Source organism: Hymenobacter sp. GOD-10R (genome assembly GCF_035609205.1).
In the GTDB taxonomy this organism is placed as follows: domain Bacteria; phylum Bacteroidota; class Bacteroidia; order Cytophagales; family Hymenobacteraceae; genus Hymenobacter.
In genome coordinates this window covers 1006834-1023742 of the sequence record NZ_CP141184.1, presented here as the reverse complement: position 1 = coordinate 1023742, position 16909 = coordinate 1006834, and the positions used below count along the sequence as shown (strand labels likewise).

The window sequence follows — 16909 nt, the reverse complement described above, 5'->3', positions numbered from 1 at the left end:
ATTCCGCAAACGTTTTAAATAGGTATAAATACGTATTTTTATTATCAAACAATCTGACCCCCGACTAATTCCGTATCGTTGTGACTGAGTATTCTTTCACGTTTTAGTTCAAAAAAATATGTCAAAACTTCTGTCCCAAAAACCTGTTGTTGCAGATCCCGAAAAGGACTCGAACACGCCTCTGCAACGGCGTACTTTTTTGCGCTATACCGCTGGTGCCGGTGTGGCGGTAGGTAGCCTCGCCCTCACGGGTTGCGACGACCTTCTAGATGAGATTTTCAATAACCCGAACGTACCAGCGAGCCTCATTGAGGTAAACGTTGGCAGCGGCGATTTTGGGGTGCTCAACTATGCCTATGCGTTAGAGCAACTCGAAGCTGCTTTCTACGCTAAGGTAATCACCAGCACCTACTACACTGGCGCCAGCGCCGCGGAGCGTCAGATTCTGTCGGACCTGGAAGCGCACGAGCGGATTCACCGCGACTTCCTAAAAACGGCTATCAAAGCAAACGGTGGCACCCCCATCCGCGACCTAGAGCCCGATTTCACGACCATCGACTTTGCTAACCGCACGAGCGTGCTAGGTGCTGCCAAGGCGTTCGAAGACCTAGGTGTAGCTGCTTACAACGGCGCTGGCAAACTCATCTCTAACCCCGTATACCTAGGCTTGGCCGGTAAAATTGTGTCGGTAGAAGCACGTCACGCGGCGCTTATTCGCGACTTACTCAGCAACGGCAGCTTCGTTGGTCCGGATGTGGTAGACTTCAACACCGGCCTAGAAATGTCGAAGACGCCCACCCAGGTAGTCGCTGTAGCTAATAACTACCTGAAGAAGGGTTCGAAGCTGAATGTCAGCAACCTGCCCACCGAATAGCGTCGTGTTTCCCCATTCTCCTATCGTAAAGACACATACCCCATGAATCTTCTCAACATCATTGCTGAAATCGAGAAAGTAGACCCAGAGGTTTACGAACGTCTCGATCAGCGCCGCGCCATGTTCAAGCACTTTGCTGGCTTCGGCAAAAAGCTAGCTACGGCCGCGGTACCACTGGCTATGGGCTCCATGTTCCAGAAAGCGTATGGCCAAACCTCGGGCTTGAGCCAGCAGATCAAAGACGTGCTCAACTTCGCGCTTAAACTAGAGTACCTGGAGTCTATCTTCTACAATGAAGGTATTAACCGGGCTGGCTTGCTGTCGGGCGAAGACCGCGCGCAGATCATCACCATCGCCACCGACGAGTTTAACCACGTTGCTTTCCTGCGTTCGGTGCTCGGTGCTGATGCTATTGCGCCGCTCACGGCCAATAACTTCGACTACACCGGCTCGAAAGGTGGCACGCGTGCTGCCCTGCTACCTGATGTATTCACGAACCGCACGACTTTCCTAGCCCTAGCCCAGAGCTTCGAGGATACTGGCGTGCGCGCCTACAAAGGTGGTGCTCCCCTACTCATCAGCAACAACACGGTACTAGAAGCAGCGCTGAACATTCACTCGGTAGAAGCGCGGCACGCATCGCACTTGCGCACCATGCGCCGGGGCGGTCCGCAAGCTGTTGCTGGTTCACCTCAGTCGGCACCGAAGAGCTGGATTTCGGGTAATGACGGCGGCGGCCCTGCTCCTGCTATCACCAGTGCCATCTACGGTGCTGGCACGCCCGCAGCGATGTACCCAAGCGAAGCCAACACGGCTCAGGCAGGTGTTGAACTCACCGGTTCTTTCGTTACCGCAGCCCAAGCGTCTGAAGCGTTCGACGAGCCGCTCGATATGGCTACTGTTCTTGCCATTGCTTCGAACTTCATGAAGTAAGCACACCATCAATCGGATTGATTCTAAACGGGGACAGTCGTAACGGCTGTCCCCGTTTTTTTATGGCGGATGGGCCCGGGCTACGAACCTAGGTCTGCGCAGGAATAAGCGACTCTTAACGCCCGGCTTGCCGGGCCCGGAATGACCAAGTAATGCGAAATACGGCTACTGTGTCGCCTGCGGCATCGAGGCCCGTACTAGTGGCTACCACTGTGCGTGCTTCACCCGTAGCCCGGCTTTCCGCCACAGCCTGTTCAATGCTAGCACCATCGGGACAGGTAAACGTAATCAGCCCCACTGCCTTTTTCATAAACGTTGCCTCTAGGCCGGTCACCAGCATCGACGTGGGCGAGCCGCTGCTGACGTGCATGAGCGCTTGCACACCACTTGCTAGCTCAGCAGCCATTGCTAGGCAGGCAAAGTAGATGCTGCGAAACGGATTCTTCGTGAGGTATTTGAAAGGCACCGTCACAGTAGCTTCTTTCTCCGTTAGGCTTCGCACGCGCAAACCGGCTAGGTAAGCCATTGGCAGGCGGCGCAACATAAAGATCCGCAGCTTCAGCGGGTTAAGAATGTCGCGCCGGAAAGCGGCTTTTTGTGGCGTATCAGCCGAAGTCGGCGGTACCGCACCAGTGGGATTCAGCATAAAAAGCTAGGTCGCTAGGTGAAATCAGCCTAGGGAAGTTAGGGCTTTTTCGGTGAAGCTCTCCGCGGTTTCTGGCTACTAGGTGCCGGGTAAATACTCAGCTCCTGATAAGTCGATACGGGGTCGGTTTCGCGGCGAAACTCTAGCTCCTCTAACACGCCAATTACCAGCTCGGCAGTGGTGTAAATACGGTTGCCATCCAACAAATGCCCACCAAGCGTGTGCCCCGTAGAGTCCGCTACGGACAGGTGCAGATGGCTGCCATTGACCGATAACGTCCCAACCAACGATACAATCTCGAAGTGACCCTGATACACGGTGGGCCCTTCCTGATTAGCCAGCCGCAGTGTTGTTGTAGTAAGGCTCCCTACGCATGTGACAATAGCACCCGCTTTGATACTGTGCTGCTGAGTAAAAGCGGTGAGTTGTTGCCGCAAATCGTCGCCGGGCCGTAGTCGCAACGCATAGGTGCGCATGGGCGAGGAAAGCGCAACTGGCGGTGTAGGTAAAGCAGGCATCTTTTGCTGAGCAACAGTGGCTGGTGCCGCTAGGCTACCTAGCCCCCAAATAAGTAGTAATAGATAATAATGCACGGGCCGACCGAAAGTGTAGTCCAAAGGTAAGCGACCTAGGGTAAGTAAAACGTGCCGACCGAATGGCTCATCCAACCACCCGACCGGCACGTTCTAAAAATCTTGCTAGGTGTACTTAGCGATTGAAGCGCACGTTGCCGTAACGAACTTTGATGTTAACGTTACCCGCGTTTTTGGCGACTACGCCACCAAAGCGGCCCTGCATATCACTGGAAGAAGCGCTGCTTTCTTCTGATTGTACCTGAATCAGTTTTTTGTCAACCAGCAACTTGCCGTGGTCGGTATTTACGTCAAAGTTGAAGCCGGCACCATCCGGGAAGTTGAGCATGATCGTGCTGTAACCGCCGTCGAGGTTAATCTGCCGGAAGTTCTTACCCGTATTGCGCACCTCGAAGGAGGGACAATACTGCAATTTCATATCCAACCGGTCGTTGATTTTGTCGATGCTGAAGGTAGAGAAACCCGAGCTGCCACGTAAGTTGCGCACCGTACCAAGTGCTACGTCGCCGTACTTGCTGTGCATCGTTAGGTCTTGCACCGTACCCATGTCGATGTCGGAGTAGTTGTTGCGCAACTCGACCGTAACCGCTTCCGTGAGCCGGAGCTTGGAATAAGACGCTTCGATGCTAGCCCGGCGCGCAAATGGAACTGCCGCTTGCCCGTTGCTTACGCGCAATACGTTCTGGCTGCCTTCGAGGCGCCCCGTACGCAAGGCACCATACTCTACCGCTAGCTCAGTCGAGCCCGTCAAGTCGCTGCTGATGCTGATTTCCCCGAAGGTATTCGACACCTTAAGCGGCGTGTTTTTGGGTAACCATACCGTATAGTTGACTTCGTACAGACGTCGCCGGCTCCAGCACTCGTGCGGTATGGCACCGAACTTTGAGCGGACGGCCACGCCGCCAGAAGCTGCATCGTGGCGCACCATCTGCACGTCGATCATGTCTTGCAGCTGTTGCGCTTTCTGATCGGTATCGGCGTGCGTGATGATTTCCGCATCCGTGCGGATTTCATTGCGGTTCCAAACATTGATCTGCACGCGGCCGTAGCGCGTTTCGAGCAAGTAAGGCTGGTTGGCACTCACTGCGAACGTACGGCTCACCTTCCGGCTTTTTTCACTGGTCAGCGCGGTAGCATCGCCTTGCTCTCCTTGTTCACCCTGCGTGCCTTGCTCATCGGTAGCAGGTCCTTGTTGGGCTTTTTGCTGGGCTTCAGCCGGCCCGCCTTGTTGGCCCTGACCTTGCGACGCACCTTTGGCTGCCCCATAGCTAGGTAGGGTGGCAGCACTCGTCAGCATGAAAGCAGTTAGCAGCACCTGCGACCAACTACCCGAAAGGAGTGGTTGCATTCTCATGGCATGCGATGACTATCGGCAGCCAGCATGGGCGACGAGGCATGATAGGACTGAATCTGCTCACGCGTCCGCAATTGCTGGTTAAGAATGTCGAGCCGAATTTGAAGGTTACGGTTCATTGCCTCCAGCACCACATCGGGTTCCGGATTGCGGTACAGCTCTACTCGTAGCTGACGATAAGTCGAATCGAGGCCGGTTAGCTCATGCTGCCATCCAGCGGGAGCATTGCGTATCTCACTATCTAGCTGCGCTAACTCAGTTTCGCGCTCTGCGATTTGGGCGGCATAGTATCCTTCCATGCGCGCAACGGCCTGCGATAGACGCTGAGCCGGCGCGTTAGTAGCAGGCAATGCTTCCGGCAGGTTGTGCAGGTAAGCAGGCGCCGCGGCGGTACCTTCGCTGGCCGCTCTGGGTAGCAGGGGTGATGCCTGCTTGCTTTCCCAAGCGAAGGCTACTGGTTTATTTGTTTGCTTCCAAAAATACCCGCCGCCAGCTAGCAAGGTTAGCGCCAGCACAGCGGCCACGCGATACTTTTGGTATGACTTAGCCGGTTGGCTAGGCTCAGTGGGAGCTAGCTTGATGATTCGCAACGGAGACTCTTCTTCAGCGGTGGTAGCTGTAGTGGCAAGTTCGTGCTCAATATCGTCCCAGAGGTCGGGGCGGGGCTCGAACGCATCGAAGTCAGCTCGATGGTGTTCGACAAATGCCTCTAGTTCGTCTTTATTCTCGTTCATACAGGTGGTTATACGCACGTTTCTCCCCATGGCTGGCCGCTTCTCGTCATATTCGCCGGGTGGGCGATAGGCGGCCGCCGTAAGCTGCTGATTGCGTTGGGTTTTACAATCCGCGCAGGCGGGCTAGCTCCAAGAGTTTCTTGCGGGCCCGACTATACTGTGATTTGGACGTTGACTCGGTGATATTCAGAATGCTAGCTATTTCGGCGTGGTCGTAGCCCTCTAGCAAATACAATGACAAAACAACCCGGTAACCGTCCGGCAACTCTTGTACACAGCGCCGCACCACGTCGGCACGCCATCCTAGGGTCTCTCCTTCCAGCCCTAGGTCGTCGGCTCCATCGGAGCTGGCGCCATCGTGCTGGTCGGCGAGTGGAACCAGTTGCAGGCGCCGGTTGCGCAGGCAGTTAATACTTTTGTTAATTACAATTCGCTTCAGCCAACTGCCGAACGACGAATCGCCTTTGTAGCCATGCAGTTCCCGAAAAGCACTCAGAAACGATTCCTGCAACACGTCTTCGGCCTCAGCATAGTCGCCGGTGATGCGCAGCGAGGCGTTAAACATGGCTTTGGCGTAGCGCTTATATATTTCGGCCTGAGCGCGGCGGTCGCCGAGGCGGCAGCGCTCCACAAGCGGGGCATTGATGTCAGTGTACGCAAAAGCCTCCATATGTCCTTATTAGGTTGCGATTAGTCGAGAGCAGATCTAAATATCTAACTTTCCGAGCTAAGCTGCTAATCCTGGTAGGTAAGCAGGAGAAAGACAGGAGCTAGGTCTCAGGGTTGCACCAGTCCCAGATTAAGCTATTGTGTTCTTTCTTGTTGCCTAGCCTACCTAGGTTTAGCAAGCATAACGACTACTAGCTGAATGATTGATGAAGCCCTTATGCTTAAACAACAACGCCCGACTACGATAGCCGGGCGCTGTGATAGTGTGAGAGTAGCTAGGCGCTACACGTCAAACTTAATCCCCTGCGCCAGTGGCAGCTCACGGGAGTAGTTGATGGTGTTCGTTTGGCGGCGCATGTAAATCTTCCAGGCATCGGAGCCCGATTCGCGGCCACCGCCCGTTTCTTTCTCACCTCCGAAAGCCCCTCCTATTTCGGCCCCGCTGGTGCCGATGTTCACGTTGGCAATGCCACAATCGGAGCCGGTTGCCGCTAGGAAAGCTTCGGCCTCGCGCATGTTGAGCGTGAAAATAGAAGAGGACAAACCTTGACGTACACCGTTTTGCAGAGCAATGGCGGCTTCCACATCGCCGCGGTACCTAATCAGGTACAGAATAGGCGCGAAGGTTTCTTCCTGCACCGTGTGGTAGTGATTCTCAGCTTCTACCAAGGCGGGCGTTACGTAAGTGCCCGTCGTGTAGGTACCCTCCGTAAGCACCTCGCCGCCCGTGAGTAGCGTGCCGCCTTCCTGCTGTACCTGCCCCAAGGCTTTTGTAAATCCTTCTACGGCTTGTTGATCAATCAGCGGCCCCACGAGCGTACCGTCTTGCAGCGGGTGACCAATAGGCAGCTTGGGATAAATAGCGAGCAACCGTTGCTTCACCTCGTCGAAAATTGACTCGTGGATGATGAGACGGCGGGTGGTGGTGCAGCGCTGCCCGGCCGTACCAACAGCCCCAAATACCACGGCACGCATAGCCATATCGAGGTCGGCGTGCTCCGTCAGGATAATAGCGTTGTTTCCTCCTAGCTCCAGCAACGCCCGACCTAGACGGGCACCAACTACTTGCCCCACTTGCTTGCCCATCCGCGTGCTACCCGTCGCGGATACCAGCGGCACCCGTTCATCGGCGGCCAGTAGCTGCCCTATTTCCGCATCACCAATAATCAGGTTGAAAACACCTTCAGGCAGCTCATTTTCTTCCAACACGTCCCGTATGATCTGCTGCACGGCTACGGCCACGAGGGGCGTTTTTTCGGAAGGTTTCCAGATGCTTACATCGCCGCACACGGCGGCGAGCATGGCATTCCAGCTCCACACGGCTACCGGGAAGTTGAAGGCCGAAATGATACCCACCACGCCCAGCGGATGGTACTGGTCGTACATACGGTGAGCCGGCCGCTCCGAGTGCATCGTGAAGCCGTGCAACTGCCGCGAGAGGCCCACAGCGAAGTCGCAGATGTCAATCATTTCCTGCACCTCGCCTAAGCCTTCCTGCATAATCTTGCCCATCTCGTAGCTCACCAGCTTGCCGAGCGGCTCTTTGTACTGGCGCAGCTTATTCCCGATCTGCCGCACAATATCCCCGCGCTTAGGTGCAGGCACGAGCCGCCACGTTTGGAACGCCGTCTGCGCGGTGCTCACAACGGCCTCATAATCGGCAGCGGTGGCAAATTGTACCTTCGCAATAGCCTTATTATCTGCCGGCGAACAGATGGTACGGCTCTGCTCGTTGTTTTCGCCGCCCCAACGCAGGCCTGTGCTGTACGCCGGATTATCGGGGCGCACACCTAGCTCTTGCAAAATGGTTTGGATACCGTGCGGATCTTCTGGCGCGGGCGCGGCACCCGTCGCCACAGCTTCTTCAAGGGCTTGTTTCATAACAGAATAAATCAGTATTGAGTGGGACACCAATGTGGTGAAGCGCTACTAGCCAACCCGTCAGGTTGGCTGATCGTTTCGTGCAACACTCGTGTAGCTAGCTGGCCCAGACGCAGTCTGGTAGTGCTGTTTACAAAGCTAGCAAAATCGTAGTGGTCCTACTTTCCGTCTGCTAGCGCCCGCAGTGCCTTTAGCGCTTCTGCCGTTTCGCGGTGCTCTTTGCGGGTTTCTCGCCGGTCATCTTCCTCCTCTTCTTCCGGCGTAGTAGTCGGGATTCCGTTGGCGTAATACGCCAGCAAATGCTGCTTTGCCGCCGCTGGCACGTTTTCGAAATGATGTTGATGCAGTTCGCGGAGCCATTCCGCGTACGTTTCGTCGGCTAGGCCGTAGCTGCCGGGGCGGGTAGGTTGGCCGGTATCCAGGCTAGTATCAGGCACAGGTGGCACCGAAGACAGGGTGTCTTTGGGTTGCTGGTGTGCGAGGGTGCAGTAGCCACGCAGTACGGCCCGGTAGCTTTTCCTAAATACGGCTTCGCCTTCGGCGCTGGGCAACTTGAAAGCATACGTTTTGAGCGGACCTATCTTGGGCAGCAGGTTAATGACTTTGGCCATTAGCCGCGCCCCAAAACCTGGCTTCTCGTATTCGGTGCCGAATTCTTGCTCAAACTTGCGCTTATTGGTCTTATACAGGTACTCGCGGCGGCGCGCCCGTGGGCTTACCTGTCGGATCTTTTTATGCTGACTATGCCAGGCAGCCCTAGCTGCTGCCGGCAACAGCTGGTTTACGGCAAAGCGAAACGAGGCAACTCCTACGTCGATGTTGAATGATACCTGCCCTAGCTCCAGCCCGTACGTCTGCTGGAAGGCACGCTCCAGCACCGGCTTGCTCACCCGGAAGCCAATAAATTTATGGTAATCCTGAGTTCGGTAGCGGCCAGCCGCCACTTGCACTACATCAAAGGAAAACTCCAGCTCTGTATGACGATGAGGTGCTTTCTCATACGTCACCACGGCACCATACTTAGCCTGCAAGCTAGGGTACACGGTAGGCATAATCAGGTTGGTGCCCTCCGGATGCCCAATGTTGTCGGCTACGTAGTGCGACAGCGCCCCGAGAGCAAAGGCGTATTCATTGCGGTTACGAGCTAGGTCCAGCAGGTTGCGTACGAAGTCGCCACTACGTACATAGTGAGTCAGATCCGTAAAAAACTCTGCGCCCAACGGATAGTAGCCCATGTCTTGGATAATGGCGCCACCGTAGGCGTAGCTCTTAGCTTCGTCCATCTGATCGGCCGTAGCGCCTGGGTAGTGCTGGTGCAGCAATGGTACAAGGCACGTTTCCCACGTTGAATCGATGACGGCTTGGTGGGTGAGCACTGAGTAAGCAGCTGCTGGCGCAACAGGCAATGCAAAAAGCAGCAGAAATAGTAATAGATGAGTGAGCATACGGGCAAGGTAGCTACGCAACGACTACCTCAGCAATAACAAATCGTGCAGGTAACAAACGCAAAGCCACTCAGAATGCTAGGCGTTTCAGGGAGCTTTTATGTAGGCTTACCGCCTCACACTACTAGCAACCTAGGCACGAAACTTTGGATGACCTATGCCACATACTTACAGTTGATATCCTATAAAATCTTTTTATATTAAAATTACTTCTCCAACAGAGAGACTATCACCTTACTTGACGATCAACACCAGCCCTCATCTTGATTGCTTATGAAATCAATTCTACTCTTCGTTTTCAGGCCGCAATTGCTGCTGAGCCTGCTGTTCCTCTGCCTGTGCGTCGGAGCCGTACGCGCGCAGGCTCCTACCTGGCAGACGGCCATAGCTAATACTGGTAGCGGAAGTTGCGTCGTCAACGCTACGGCCACGGACGCCAATGGTAATGTGTACATAGCAGGGCGTTTTGGAGGAATAGTCACTTTCGGCTCCACAACGCTGGACGCTAGCCCGCCTCGTAATATCTGTGCTTTTGTTGCTAAATGGAGCAACGCAACCAAAAGCTTTGTTTGGGCGCAGCAAAGTGTCAGCGTTCGTGGCTACGACGAAGCTAAATCTATAGCCGTGAGTGGGACAAATATTTACCTAGCAGGTGCGTTCAATGGAGGAGCTATCAGCTTTGGCAACCTCACTTTAATTAACAAAGGAAGCTTCTCAGATGATGCTTTTGTTGTGAAGCTGACTGACGCAGGTGTTAGCAGCACCTTTACGTGGGCCCAACAAATTGGTGGAGTTAGCAGCGAAAGCGCCTACGGGATAGCCGCTAATGGCTCAAACGTGTACGTTGCTGGCTCCTTCTCCACTCCTACTTCCTTTGGTACCATTGTTTTACCTGGCTCGGGCTCCTCCGACGTCTATGTAGCTAAGATCATGGATGCGGGTGCTACCGGAAGCTTCATTTGGGCACAGAGCGGAGGTAGCAGTACGGGTAGCGAAGAGGCCCGCAGTATAGCCGTTAGCGGTACCTCCGTGTACATTACAGGTTCTTTTTACGGTATTACTTCGACCTTCGGTAACGTCACTTTAACGAACTCCTCCAACCCTGGCATTTACGAAGTGTACGTGGCCAAACTCACGGATGCGGGCACGACAGGGAATTTCGTCTGGGCGCAATCAGCGGGCGGCACCAAGAGCGATATAGCTTACGGCATAACCGCGCAGGGTAACAGTGTGTACGTGGTAGGCGAATTTCAGGGACCGACTGCCACCTTTGGTACGACCACACTCACTACCACCGATTCTAACCTCGATCTGTTTGTGGCCAAGCTCACCGACGCCGGTGCCACGGGGAGTTTTGCCTGGGCTCAACGGGCAGGTGGTTCCGAATATGATAATGCGCATGCAGTAGCCGTGCAGGGTAATAATGTGTACATAACGGGTGAATTTCGGCAGACCGCTGATTTCGGCCCCTATACCCTCACTGCCACCGGCAGCATTGGTGCCAGCGATGTATTCGTGGCCAAGCTCACCGACCTAGGTAATAACGGTGCATTTTCCTGGGTCCAGCAAGGAGGAGGACCAAGTTATGATTACTCGGGTGCCCTGGCAGTGCAAGGATCAGTCATCTATGTTGGCTGTACCGTTAGCCCTCCAGCTAGCTTCGGCAATATTCCCAATGTTGGGAATCCGAATGGTAGTTTTACAAGTGTACTGGCGTCTCTGAGTGACGTCGTGTTAGCTACCCATAATACCCTGACCAAAGCTAGCTTTGCGGTCTATCCTAATCCTGCGAATGCCTCAACTACCATCCAAATACCGGCTGTTGCTAACGCAACCCAAGCTACGCTCACGCTCACAGATGCCCTAGGTCGGCAGGTACGTACGCAGTCCTTGCGCTTACAGGCCACCGGCACTATGGTTGAATTGCCACTCCGTAACCTAGCTCCTGGAGTCTATCGGCTTTGTGTCCAGTTCGGCACCCAACAAGCTGCACAAGCCTTACTGATCCAGTGATAGCCTTCGTATTTCGTCAGATCTGCCCCTGCTGTCCTAGAACAACTTTCGAACAGAACCTCCTGAAACGACCGAGCGAGACCGGATGAATCCAGTCTCGCTCGGTCGTTTACTTCCTTCTTCAGCTTTTGGATAGGCTAGGCTGCTTCCAGCGAAATAGCCAGGGGGTTAAAATCTGGTTTGGGCTAGCGTAGAATAAGAGAAGTAGGATAATAGGAAAAGTAAAAAATCAATGCGTGCAAATAGGTAGTGCAGGAAGCAGAATTATAGGCAAAAAGGCAGCCAAAATTTTCGTAGGCGCTCTATTTTTACTTTATTTCCTTGCAACTATGCCTATATGCTTTTATCGTTTTCAGGATACCAGAAGCAAGTAGCACCCAGCTAGCTTCGTTTTATTGGCATGGTATTCTTTCTGGTAAATTCTGTAGCTTAGACTAGCTTCTTTTACCTCCTGTTGGCTCCTGTTTTGTCAGAGCTAGCTGCGTAAAAAATCTAATATCCCTTTGCGCCGCTTATGCTATCGTCCCACCCCTACGCTCCCACCAGCTCTATGTCGATCAGCACTTGCTCCATCGTTCACCGCCCCGACCTAGGTGTAGTGGTAGCACGCTGGTTGGAAGATGCGCCATTGGCTCAATTACAAGCGGACTTCACGGCTTTGCTGCTGGAGGCCGAACAGCATGCTACGGCTCGTTGGCTTCTTGATGTCCGCCGGCGCGATCAGCTCAGTCCGGAACTAGGTAACTGGACGACCAGCATCTTTTACCCGCACGCCGCGGCGCAGCTTCTCCCCCAGCAGTTGCGGATCTCGGTACTCTGCTCACCTGCTCGCATGGCAGTATACGAGTCCAACCCCATTCAGCAAGAATACCTCAGCTACGGCCTATCAAACGAACGCACCTACCGCATGCGGCTCTTTGGCGATGAAGGCTCGGCGATGCACTGGCTATTAGCCTGAATTACCTTCCCAGAGACAGATACTAGGGTCTATACCTACAAGCAAATAAAAAAGCCTCGTCACACGTGACGAGGCTTTTCGTTTTCAGTGGAGCTAGCTTATTCAGATTGCCCGATGGGATAGAAAGCTTTGCGACCATCAGGGTACACGCCTTCAACGAGGGCGCCACCGCTTTCTTTTGCTTGGTCGAGGTACAAGGCTACGTCTTGCGGCTTGCCCACCTTGTTTTTGTCGATGCGGGTGATGATGAAGCCATCAGCAATACCCGTTTCGCGGAAGTTGCTGCCTTTGATACCGCTGATCTTGGCACCGCCTTCAATACCTAGCTTATTCATTTCTAAGCGGTTCACCGGAGCGAGGGTTGCACCTTCGTACTTCAGCGTAGTAGCAGCCAGTTCCCGAACAATATCCGTGGTGCCAGTCGAGTTGCGTAGCGTAGCCGAAGCCGTGCTCAAGTTATCGCCGCGCAGATACGTCACCTTGATCTTGTCGCCAGGACGGTAGCGAGCTACTTGCTCCTGAAGCTGCGAAGAGGTGTTAACCTTAGCCCCGTTGATTTCGGTGATAATGTCGCCTTCCTTCAACCCAGCTGCCGCGGCAGCACTGCCTTTGGTCAAGCCCATCACGTACACACCGTTCAGGTTCTTGATCTTCTTTTCCGAAGCCAGCTGTGCATCAACTTCACGGATGCTCACGCCTAACAGGGCACGCTGCACTACTTTATACTTGAGCAAGTCGTCGACTACTTTGCTAACAATCGAGCTAGGTACGGCAAAGGAATAACCTTCGAAAGCACCTGAGTGCGACGCAATAGCGGAGTTGATACCGACCAGGTCACCATTGAGGTTCACGAGGGCACCACCTGAGTTACCAGGGTTTACGACAGCGTCGGTCTGCAAGAACGACTCAATGCCCATGTTATCCTCACGGCGAAGGATATTGATGTTACGGCCTTTGGCCGAGATAATACCAGCTGTTACGGTCGAGTTCAGGTTGAACGGGTTACCAACAGCGAGTACCCACTGCCCAACTTTCACGTCGTCAGAGTTGCCGTACTTCACGAAAGGCAGGTTGTCAGCCTCTACTTTCAGCAGGGCTAGGTCGGTATTGGGGTCGGCACCAACGAGCGTAGCTTTGAACTTCCGCTTGTCGTCGAGCACGACTTCAATTTTATCTGCTTTCTCGATTACGTGATTGTTCGTAACGATATAGCCGTTGGCGGCGATAACTACACCTGAGCCCGAGCCCATCTGAGGACCAGACTGGCCATGGAACTGCTCTGCACCATCACCAAAGAACTGACGCAGGAACGGATCCATACGCGACATATCGCTCTGGTTAGCCTTGGGTGCATACTCGGTCATCACGTGCACCACCGCTGGTGTTACGGAAGCAGCAGCTGCCACGAAGTTCAATCCTTCTGGTACGTTGTACGCACTACTACGCAGCTCACTGGTATATCGCACGTTAGGGTCGGCAGCTACGGCCTGGGGCGCGTAGGTGCGCTCCGGCTCCAACAGCTTGTACCCACCCACGGCCACGCCTCCACCTAGGACGGCAGAAGTAAGCAGACCGAGCATCATTTGTTTTGCTTGCATGGGTAATAAATGGGTTGTTTGTTTTGAAAGATGATAAGGGAAGTTACAACAGAAATCATGAGACTCCAATGAAGAACTACGAATTCTAACGTAGAGAGTCTCTCCGTGGTATTTCGGTTGCAAACTATACATCCATAACAGACATTTCAACAAAAAAGGCACCGCAACCGATGCCTTTTTTTGCAGTTGAATGTTAGCGCACCTCGATGTGATGCTTAGTCACTTTGTTGCTGTCGAATGGCAGCGTTACACGCAGGATACCGTCGGTCAGTTGTGCATCAATGGCCGTTACATCTACCGTCTCTGGCAAGCGGAACGTGCGGGTGAAAGTACCGAAAGCCGTTTCGGTGCGGCGGAATTTAGGAGCATTTTCCTCGATAGCTGGAGCTTTCCGCTCGCCACTAATCACCAGGTTACCTTCCTGAAAATCGATTTTCACATCCTCTTTCACGACACCAGGAATAGCTAGGTGCAGTTCGAAGCCGTGCTCTGTTTCGAGGATATCGGCCTGAGGCACGAAGCTTTTCGAAGGTTGGTTCACGGTTGGTAATGTGTCGCGCAACAGTTCGTTCAATACAGAGTTGAAAGCGCGTGAAGGACGAAGAGCAGGGCGGTTGTTATACAAGAGAGTTGCCATGGGAAACAAATCTTTTTAGAGTCTGAGTCAAGTAGTATCAATTGCGATACACCTCTATTCTATAAAATCTGTACCAAGGCATTTTCAAGCCTTTATTAATGACAAAAAGTCTCAAATTTGTTTTTACTTTTTCTAAAACAAGATTCACAAGAGCCATAATATGGCCTCACGATCTTTATACGCCATATACATCGCTGATTTGATTACGACTTTTTGACATACATGTCGATCTAAACTGTTTCAAGCACATCCTGCATCCTTGCTAGAATGAGCTCAGCAGGCCCGCTTCGTCAACAGATTGTTTCTGGTTTGGCAGTTGGTGTTCATAACAAAAGCCACCTAGGTTCAGCGAGGATAATTTTCGCTGAACCTAGGTGGCTTTTGTTGGTCGCTTCAGAATGATACTAACTGGCTTGCCTTACGTCATGCAATTAGTGTTGCGTCGGCAATTGTCGCCGCTCGAACACTTCCTTGCCGCGGAAGAGCGTATAGCGCACGTCTAAGCCTAGGTAAGGCGTAACGAAGTTGCGACGCCCACCTAGAATCGTGACTTTCCCTGTGGCATCCGTTTGAGGAAGCGTGAAGGTATATGCTGTTTGGTGCGCGAACCAAGGCGTAAAGTCAATATGGTCGGAAAGCCGTACGCCTACTTCTGCGCGTAGCATTGTATAGTCGATTACACGTTCCTTGGGCTCATTCGCATCACGCTGCAACCGCAAAAAGGCTCGGCCCTCGTAGGCGATGCGTGGCCGTAACACGAGGCGCCCTACTGACACAAGCCGGTCTAAGTCGAAGCGCAAACGGGTCAGCGCCCGGCTTTCTGCCTCCCCGGCCGGAATGAAGTATTCTAAACCGAGCCGCTGTCGGAAGTTGAAGCTACCAAGCGTATTCCAATGACGCACATAAAGCTCTGGCGTCACGTCCACACTCAAATTTGAGGCACCGCTACCACTTCGATAGCTACTATAGGCAGCGAATTGTAGCAAGCCTCCCCCGCTCCATTGGTTGTTCCAGAAGTGTTCGTAGCCAGCCCGTATTCCTACATATTTTAGATCGGTACTGACGGTAGTAGTCATTGGACCACTTACACCTAGCCAACCGTAATTGTCACCTTGTAACGCACGCTCAGCCTGTAACTCCGGCCACAGTTCTAGCCCGTTTACCACTCGCCGGTCCTGCGCGGCTGCGGGCCTAGCAACCAGCACGGCTAGTAGCAGACTAGCAGCACCTAGCCGCCAAAACCTAAGAGCGATTGGCGAATTAAGCATGAGCGCTGGCCGCCGAGGTAGCCGCGAGCGTCTCAGATGTAGTTGTTGAGTCACCTGAGGCCAGTTCACAAATGGCGAGCCAAGCCATCAGACCAGGTCCTACTTCAAGTGCTTTAGCGTCAACGTCGAAAGTAGGCGTGTGCACGGAGGAGGCAAAACGACCGTCGCCATTGCTGCTGCGGGTACCCAGCCGGTAAAAGCACGCCTTTGCTGATTGCGAGTAATAAGCAAAGTCTTCGGCTGCCATCCACTGATCAATTTCAATGACGTTTTCGGCACCTAGGTATTCTGCGGCTGCAGCTTGCACCCGCGCAGTTAGTTCGGGGTCATTATCGAGGCAAGGATAGCCCCGACGGATTTCTAGTTCGCACGTCGCGCCCATCGATTCGGCTAATCCTTCTACCAGCTTCCGCAGAATAACATGTGCCTCTTCACGCCACGCTTCATCCAGAGCGCGGAAAGTACCTTCTATGCGTACTTCGTTGGGAATTACATTCGTAGCACCGTTGGCAATCACCTTTCCAAACGACAGTACCGTCGGAATCTTTGGGTTCACGCGCCGGCTCACAATCTGCTGCGCCGCCACAATGATGTGAGCAGCTACTAACACGGGGTCTAGGTTCTGGTCGGGCATGGCGCCGTGCCCGCCTTTCCCACGTACGGTTAGGTATAACTCATCGGTACTAGCCATGTAACGGCCGCTGCGAATACCAATCTGCCCGGCTGGTAGCATCGGGAAAACGTGCTGCCCTAATACGCTATCCGGAGCCGGATTTTCCAGTACGCCTTCCTTAATCATCAAGGAAGCACCACCGGGCACCAACTCCTCACCGGGTTGAAAAATAAGCTTTATCGTACCTTCAAACTGGTCGCGCAGTTGCGTCAGAATGCGGGCCGCACCTAGCAAAGAAGACGTGTGCACATCATGCCCGCACGCGTGCATCACGCCTGGCTTCGTCGACTTGTAAGGCACGTCGTTCTGTTCTAAGATGGGTAGTGCATCCATATCGCCACGCAAAGCCACAGTGCGCCGGCCAGGATTCCGTCCTTCTATCAGCGCCACTAAGCCTGTCGTTGCCATGGGCTGCGGATCTAGCCCGAGTTGCCGGAGTTGGGCGGTTACAAAAGCAGCTGTTTCAAATTCCTGAAACGAAAGCTCCGGATGCGCGTGCAGGTGCTGACGTAAGGCTACAGTATCAGCTGCATTATCAGCTGCAAGTTGTTTGATAGTCTCGATCATCTTAGTTGAACCGCGGGCTTACACGGATTTTAGCATGCTGTGAACAGCAGTTAGTAGCAGTAACTT

15 protein-coding genes are annotated in these 16909 nt (G+C 53.5%); 4 read left to right on the top strand and 11 right to left on the bottom strand.

Annotated features, from left to right (window positions below; all coding sequences use genetic code 11):
- Positions 1-118 precede the first annotated feature (118 nt).
- Together SD425_RS04255 and SD425_RS04250 are read left to right on the top strand one after the other, a co-directional pair.
- Positions 119-874: a ferritin-like domain-containing protein gene (locus SD425_RS04255; protein WP_324675745.1), complete on the top strand. Its 756-nt coding sequence runs from the start codon at positions 119-121 to the stop codon at positions 872-874.
- Between the two features lie 42 nt (positions 875-916).
- Positions 917-1807, top strand: coding sequence for a ferritin-like domain-containing protein (locus SD425_RS04250; protein WP_324675743.1), 891 nt, complete (start codon positions 917-919; stop codon positions 1805-1807).
- A 115-nt stretch (positions 1808-1922) separates the two neighbouring features.
- On the opposite strand, the gene SD425_RS04245 is transcribed toward SD425_RS04250, so the two are convergent.
- The 7 genes from SD425_RS04245 to SD425_RS04215 form a co-directional block, all read right to left on the bottom strand.
- Positions 1923-2453: a PaaI family thioesterase gene (locus tag SD425_RS04245; protein ID WP_324675741.1), complete on the bottom strand. Its 531-nt coding sequence runs from the start codon at positions 2451-2453 to the stop codon at positions 1923-1925.
- Positions 2454-2491: 38 nt separating this feature from the next.
- Entirely contained in the window at positions 2492-3070 is a 579-nt protein-coding gene (locus SD425_RS04240; RefSeq protein ID WP_324675739.1) for a PPC domain-containing DNA-binding protein, read from the bottom strand.
- Between the two features lie 91 nt (positions 3071-3161).
- Positions 3162-4394 (bottom strand): hypothetical protein, encoded by a 1233-nt coding sequence (locus SD425_RS04235; RefSeq protein WP_324675737.1) that lies wholly within the window; start codon positions 4392-4394, stop codon positions 3162-3164.
- A 2-nt stretch (positions 4395-4396) separates the two neighbouring features.
- On the bottom strand, positions 4397-5134 hold the full coding sequence (locus SD425_RS04230; RefSeq protein WP_324675736.1) for a hypothetical protein: 738 nt from the start codon (positions 5132-5134) through the stop codon (positions 4397-4399).
- Between the two features lie 103 nt (positions 5135-5237).
- Positions 5238-5804, bottom strand: a complete 567-nt coding sequence (locus SD425_RS04225) for an RNA polymerase sigma factor (RefSeq protein ID WP_324675734.1) — start codon at positions 5802-5804, stop codon at positions 5238-5240.
- A 281-nt stretch (positions 5805-6085) separates the two neighbouring features.
- On the bottom strand, positions 6086-7684 hold the full coding sequence (locus SD425_RS04220) for an aldehyde dehydrogenase family protein (RefSeq protein ID WP_324675732.1): 1599 nt from the start codon (positions 7682-7684) through the stop codon (positions 6086-6088).
- A 158-nt stretch (positions 7685-7842) separates the two neighbouring features.
- Positions 7843-9129: a zinc dependent phospholipase C family protein gene (locus tag SD425_RS04215; RefSeq protein WP_324675730.1), complete on the bottom strand. Its 1287-nt coding sequence runs from the start codon at positions 9127-9129 to the stop codon at positions 7843-7845.
- A 273-nt stretch (positions 9130-9402) separates the two neighbouring features.
- On the opposite strand from SD425_RS04215, the gene SD425_RS04210 reads away from it, so the two are divergent.
- Positions 9403-11142: a T9SS type A sorting domain-containing protein gene (locus SD425_RS04210; protein ID WP_324675728.1), complete on the top strand. Its 1740-nt coding sequence runs from the start codon at positions 9403-9405 to the stop codon at positions 11140-11142.
- Positions 11143-11656: 514 nt separating this feature from the next.
- Entirely contained in the window at positions 11657-12100 is a 444-nt protein-coding gene (locus SD425_RS04205) for a hypothetical protein (RefSeq protein ID WP_324675726.1), read from the top strand.
- Positions 12101-12198: 98 nt separating this feature from the next.
- Here the strand turns inward: SD425_RS04205 and SD425_RS04200 are convergent, their stop codons facing one another.
- The 4 genes from SD425_RS04200 to SD425_RS04185 all read right to left on the bottom strand — a co-directional run bounded on the left by SD425_RS04200 (position 12199) and on the right by SD425_RS04185 (position 16843).
- Positions 12199-13698, bottom strand: coding sequence for a trypsin-like peptidase domain-containing protein (locus SD425_RS04200; protein ID WP_324675724.1), 1500 nt, complete (start codon positions 13696-13698; stop codon positions 12199-12201).
- A gap of 193 nt (positions 13699-13891) precedes the next feature.
- On the bottom strand, positions 13892-14335 hold the full coding sequence (locus SD425_RS04195) for an Hsp20/alpha crystallin family protein (RefSeq protein ID WP_324675722.1): 444 nt from the start codon (positions 14333-14335) through the stop codon (positions 13892-13894).
- A gap of 431 nt (positions 14336-14766) precedes the next feature.
- The gene (locus SD425_RS04190) at positions 14767-15603 is read right to left on the bottom strand and encodes a hypothetical protein (RefSeq protein WP_324675720.1); all 837 of its coding nucleotides are present in this window, start codon (positions 15601-15603) and stop codon (positions 14767-14769) included.
- Complete coding sequence (locus SD425_RS04185) at positions 15596-16843, bottom strand: M20 family metallopeptidase (RefSeq protein ID WP_324675718.1); 1248 nt, start codon at positions 16841-16843, stop codon at positions 15596-15598. Before SD425_RS04185 ends, SD425_RS04190 begins: the two co-directional genes overlap by 8 nt.
- Positions 16844-16909: the final 66 nt, after the last annotated feature.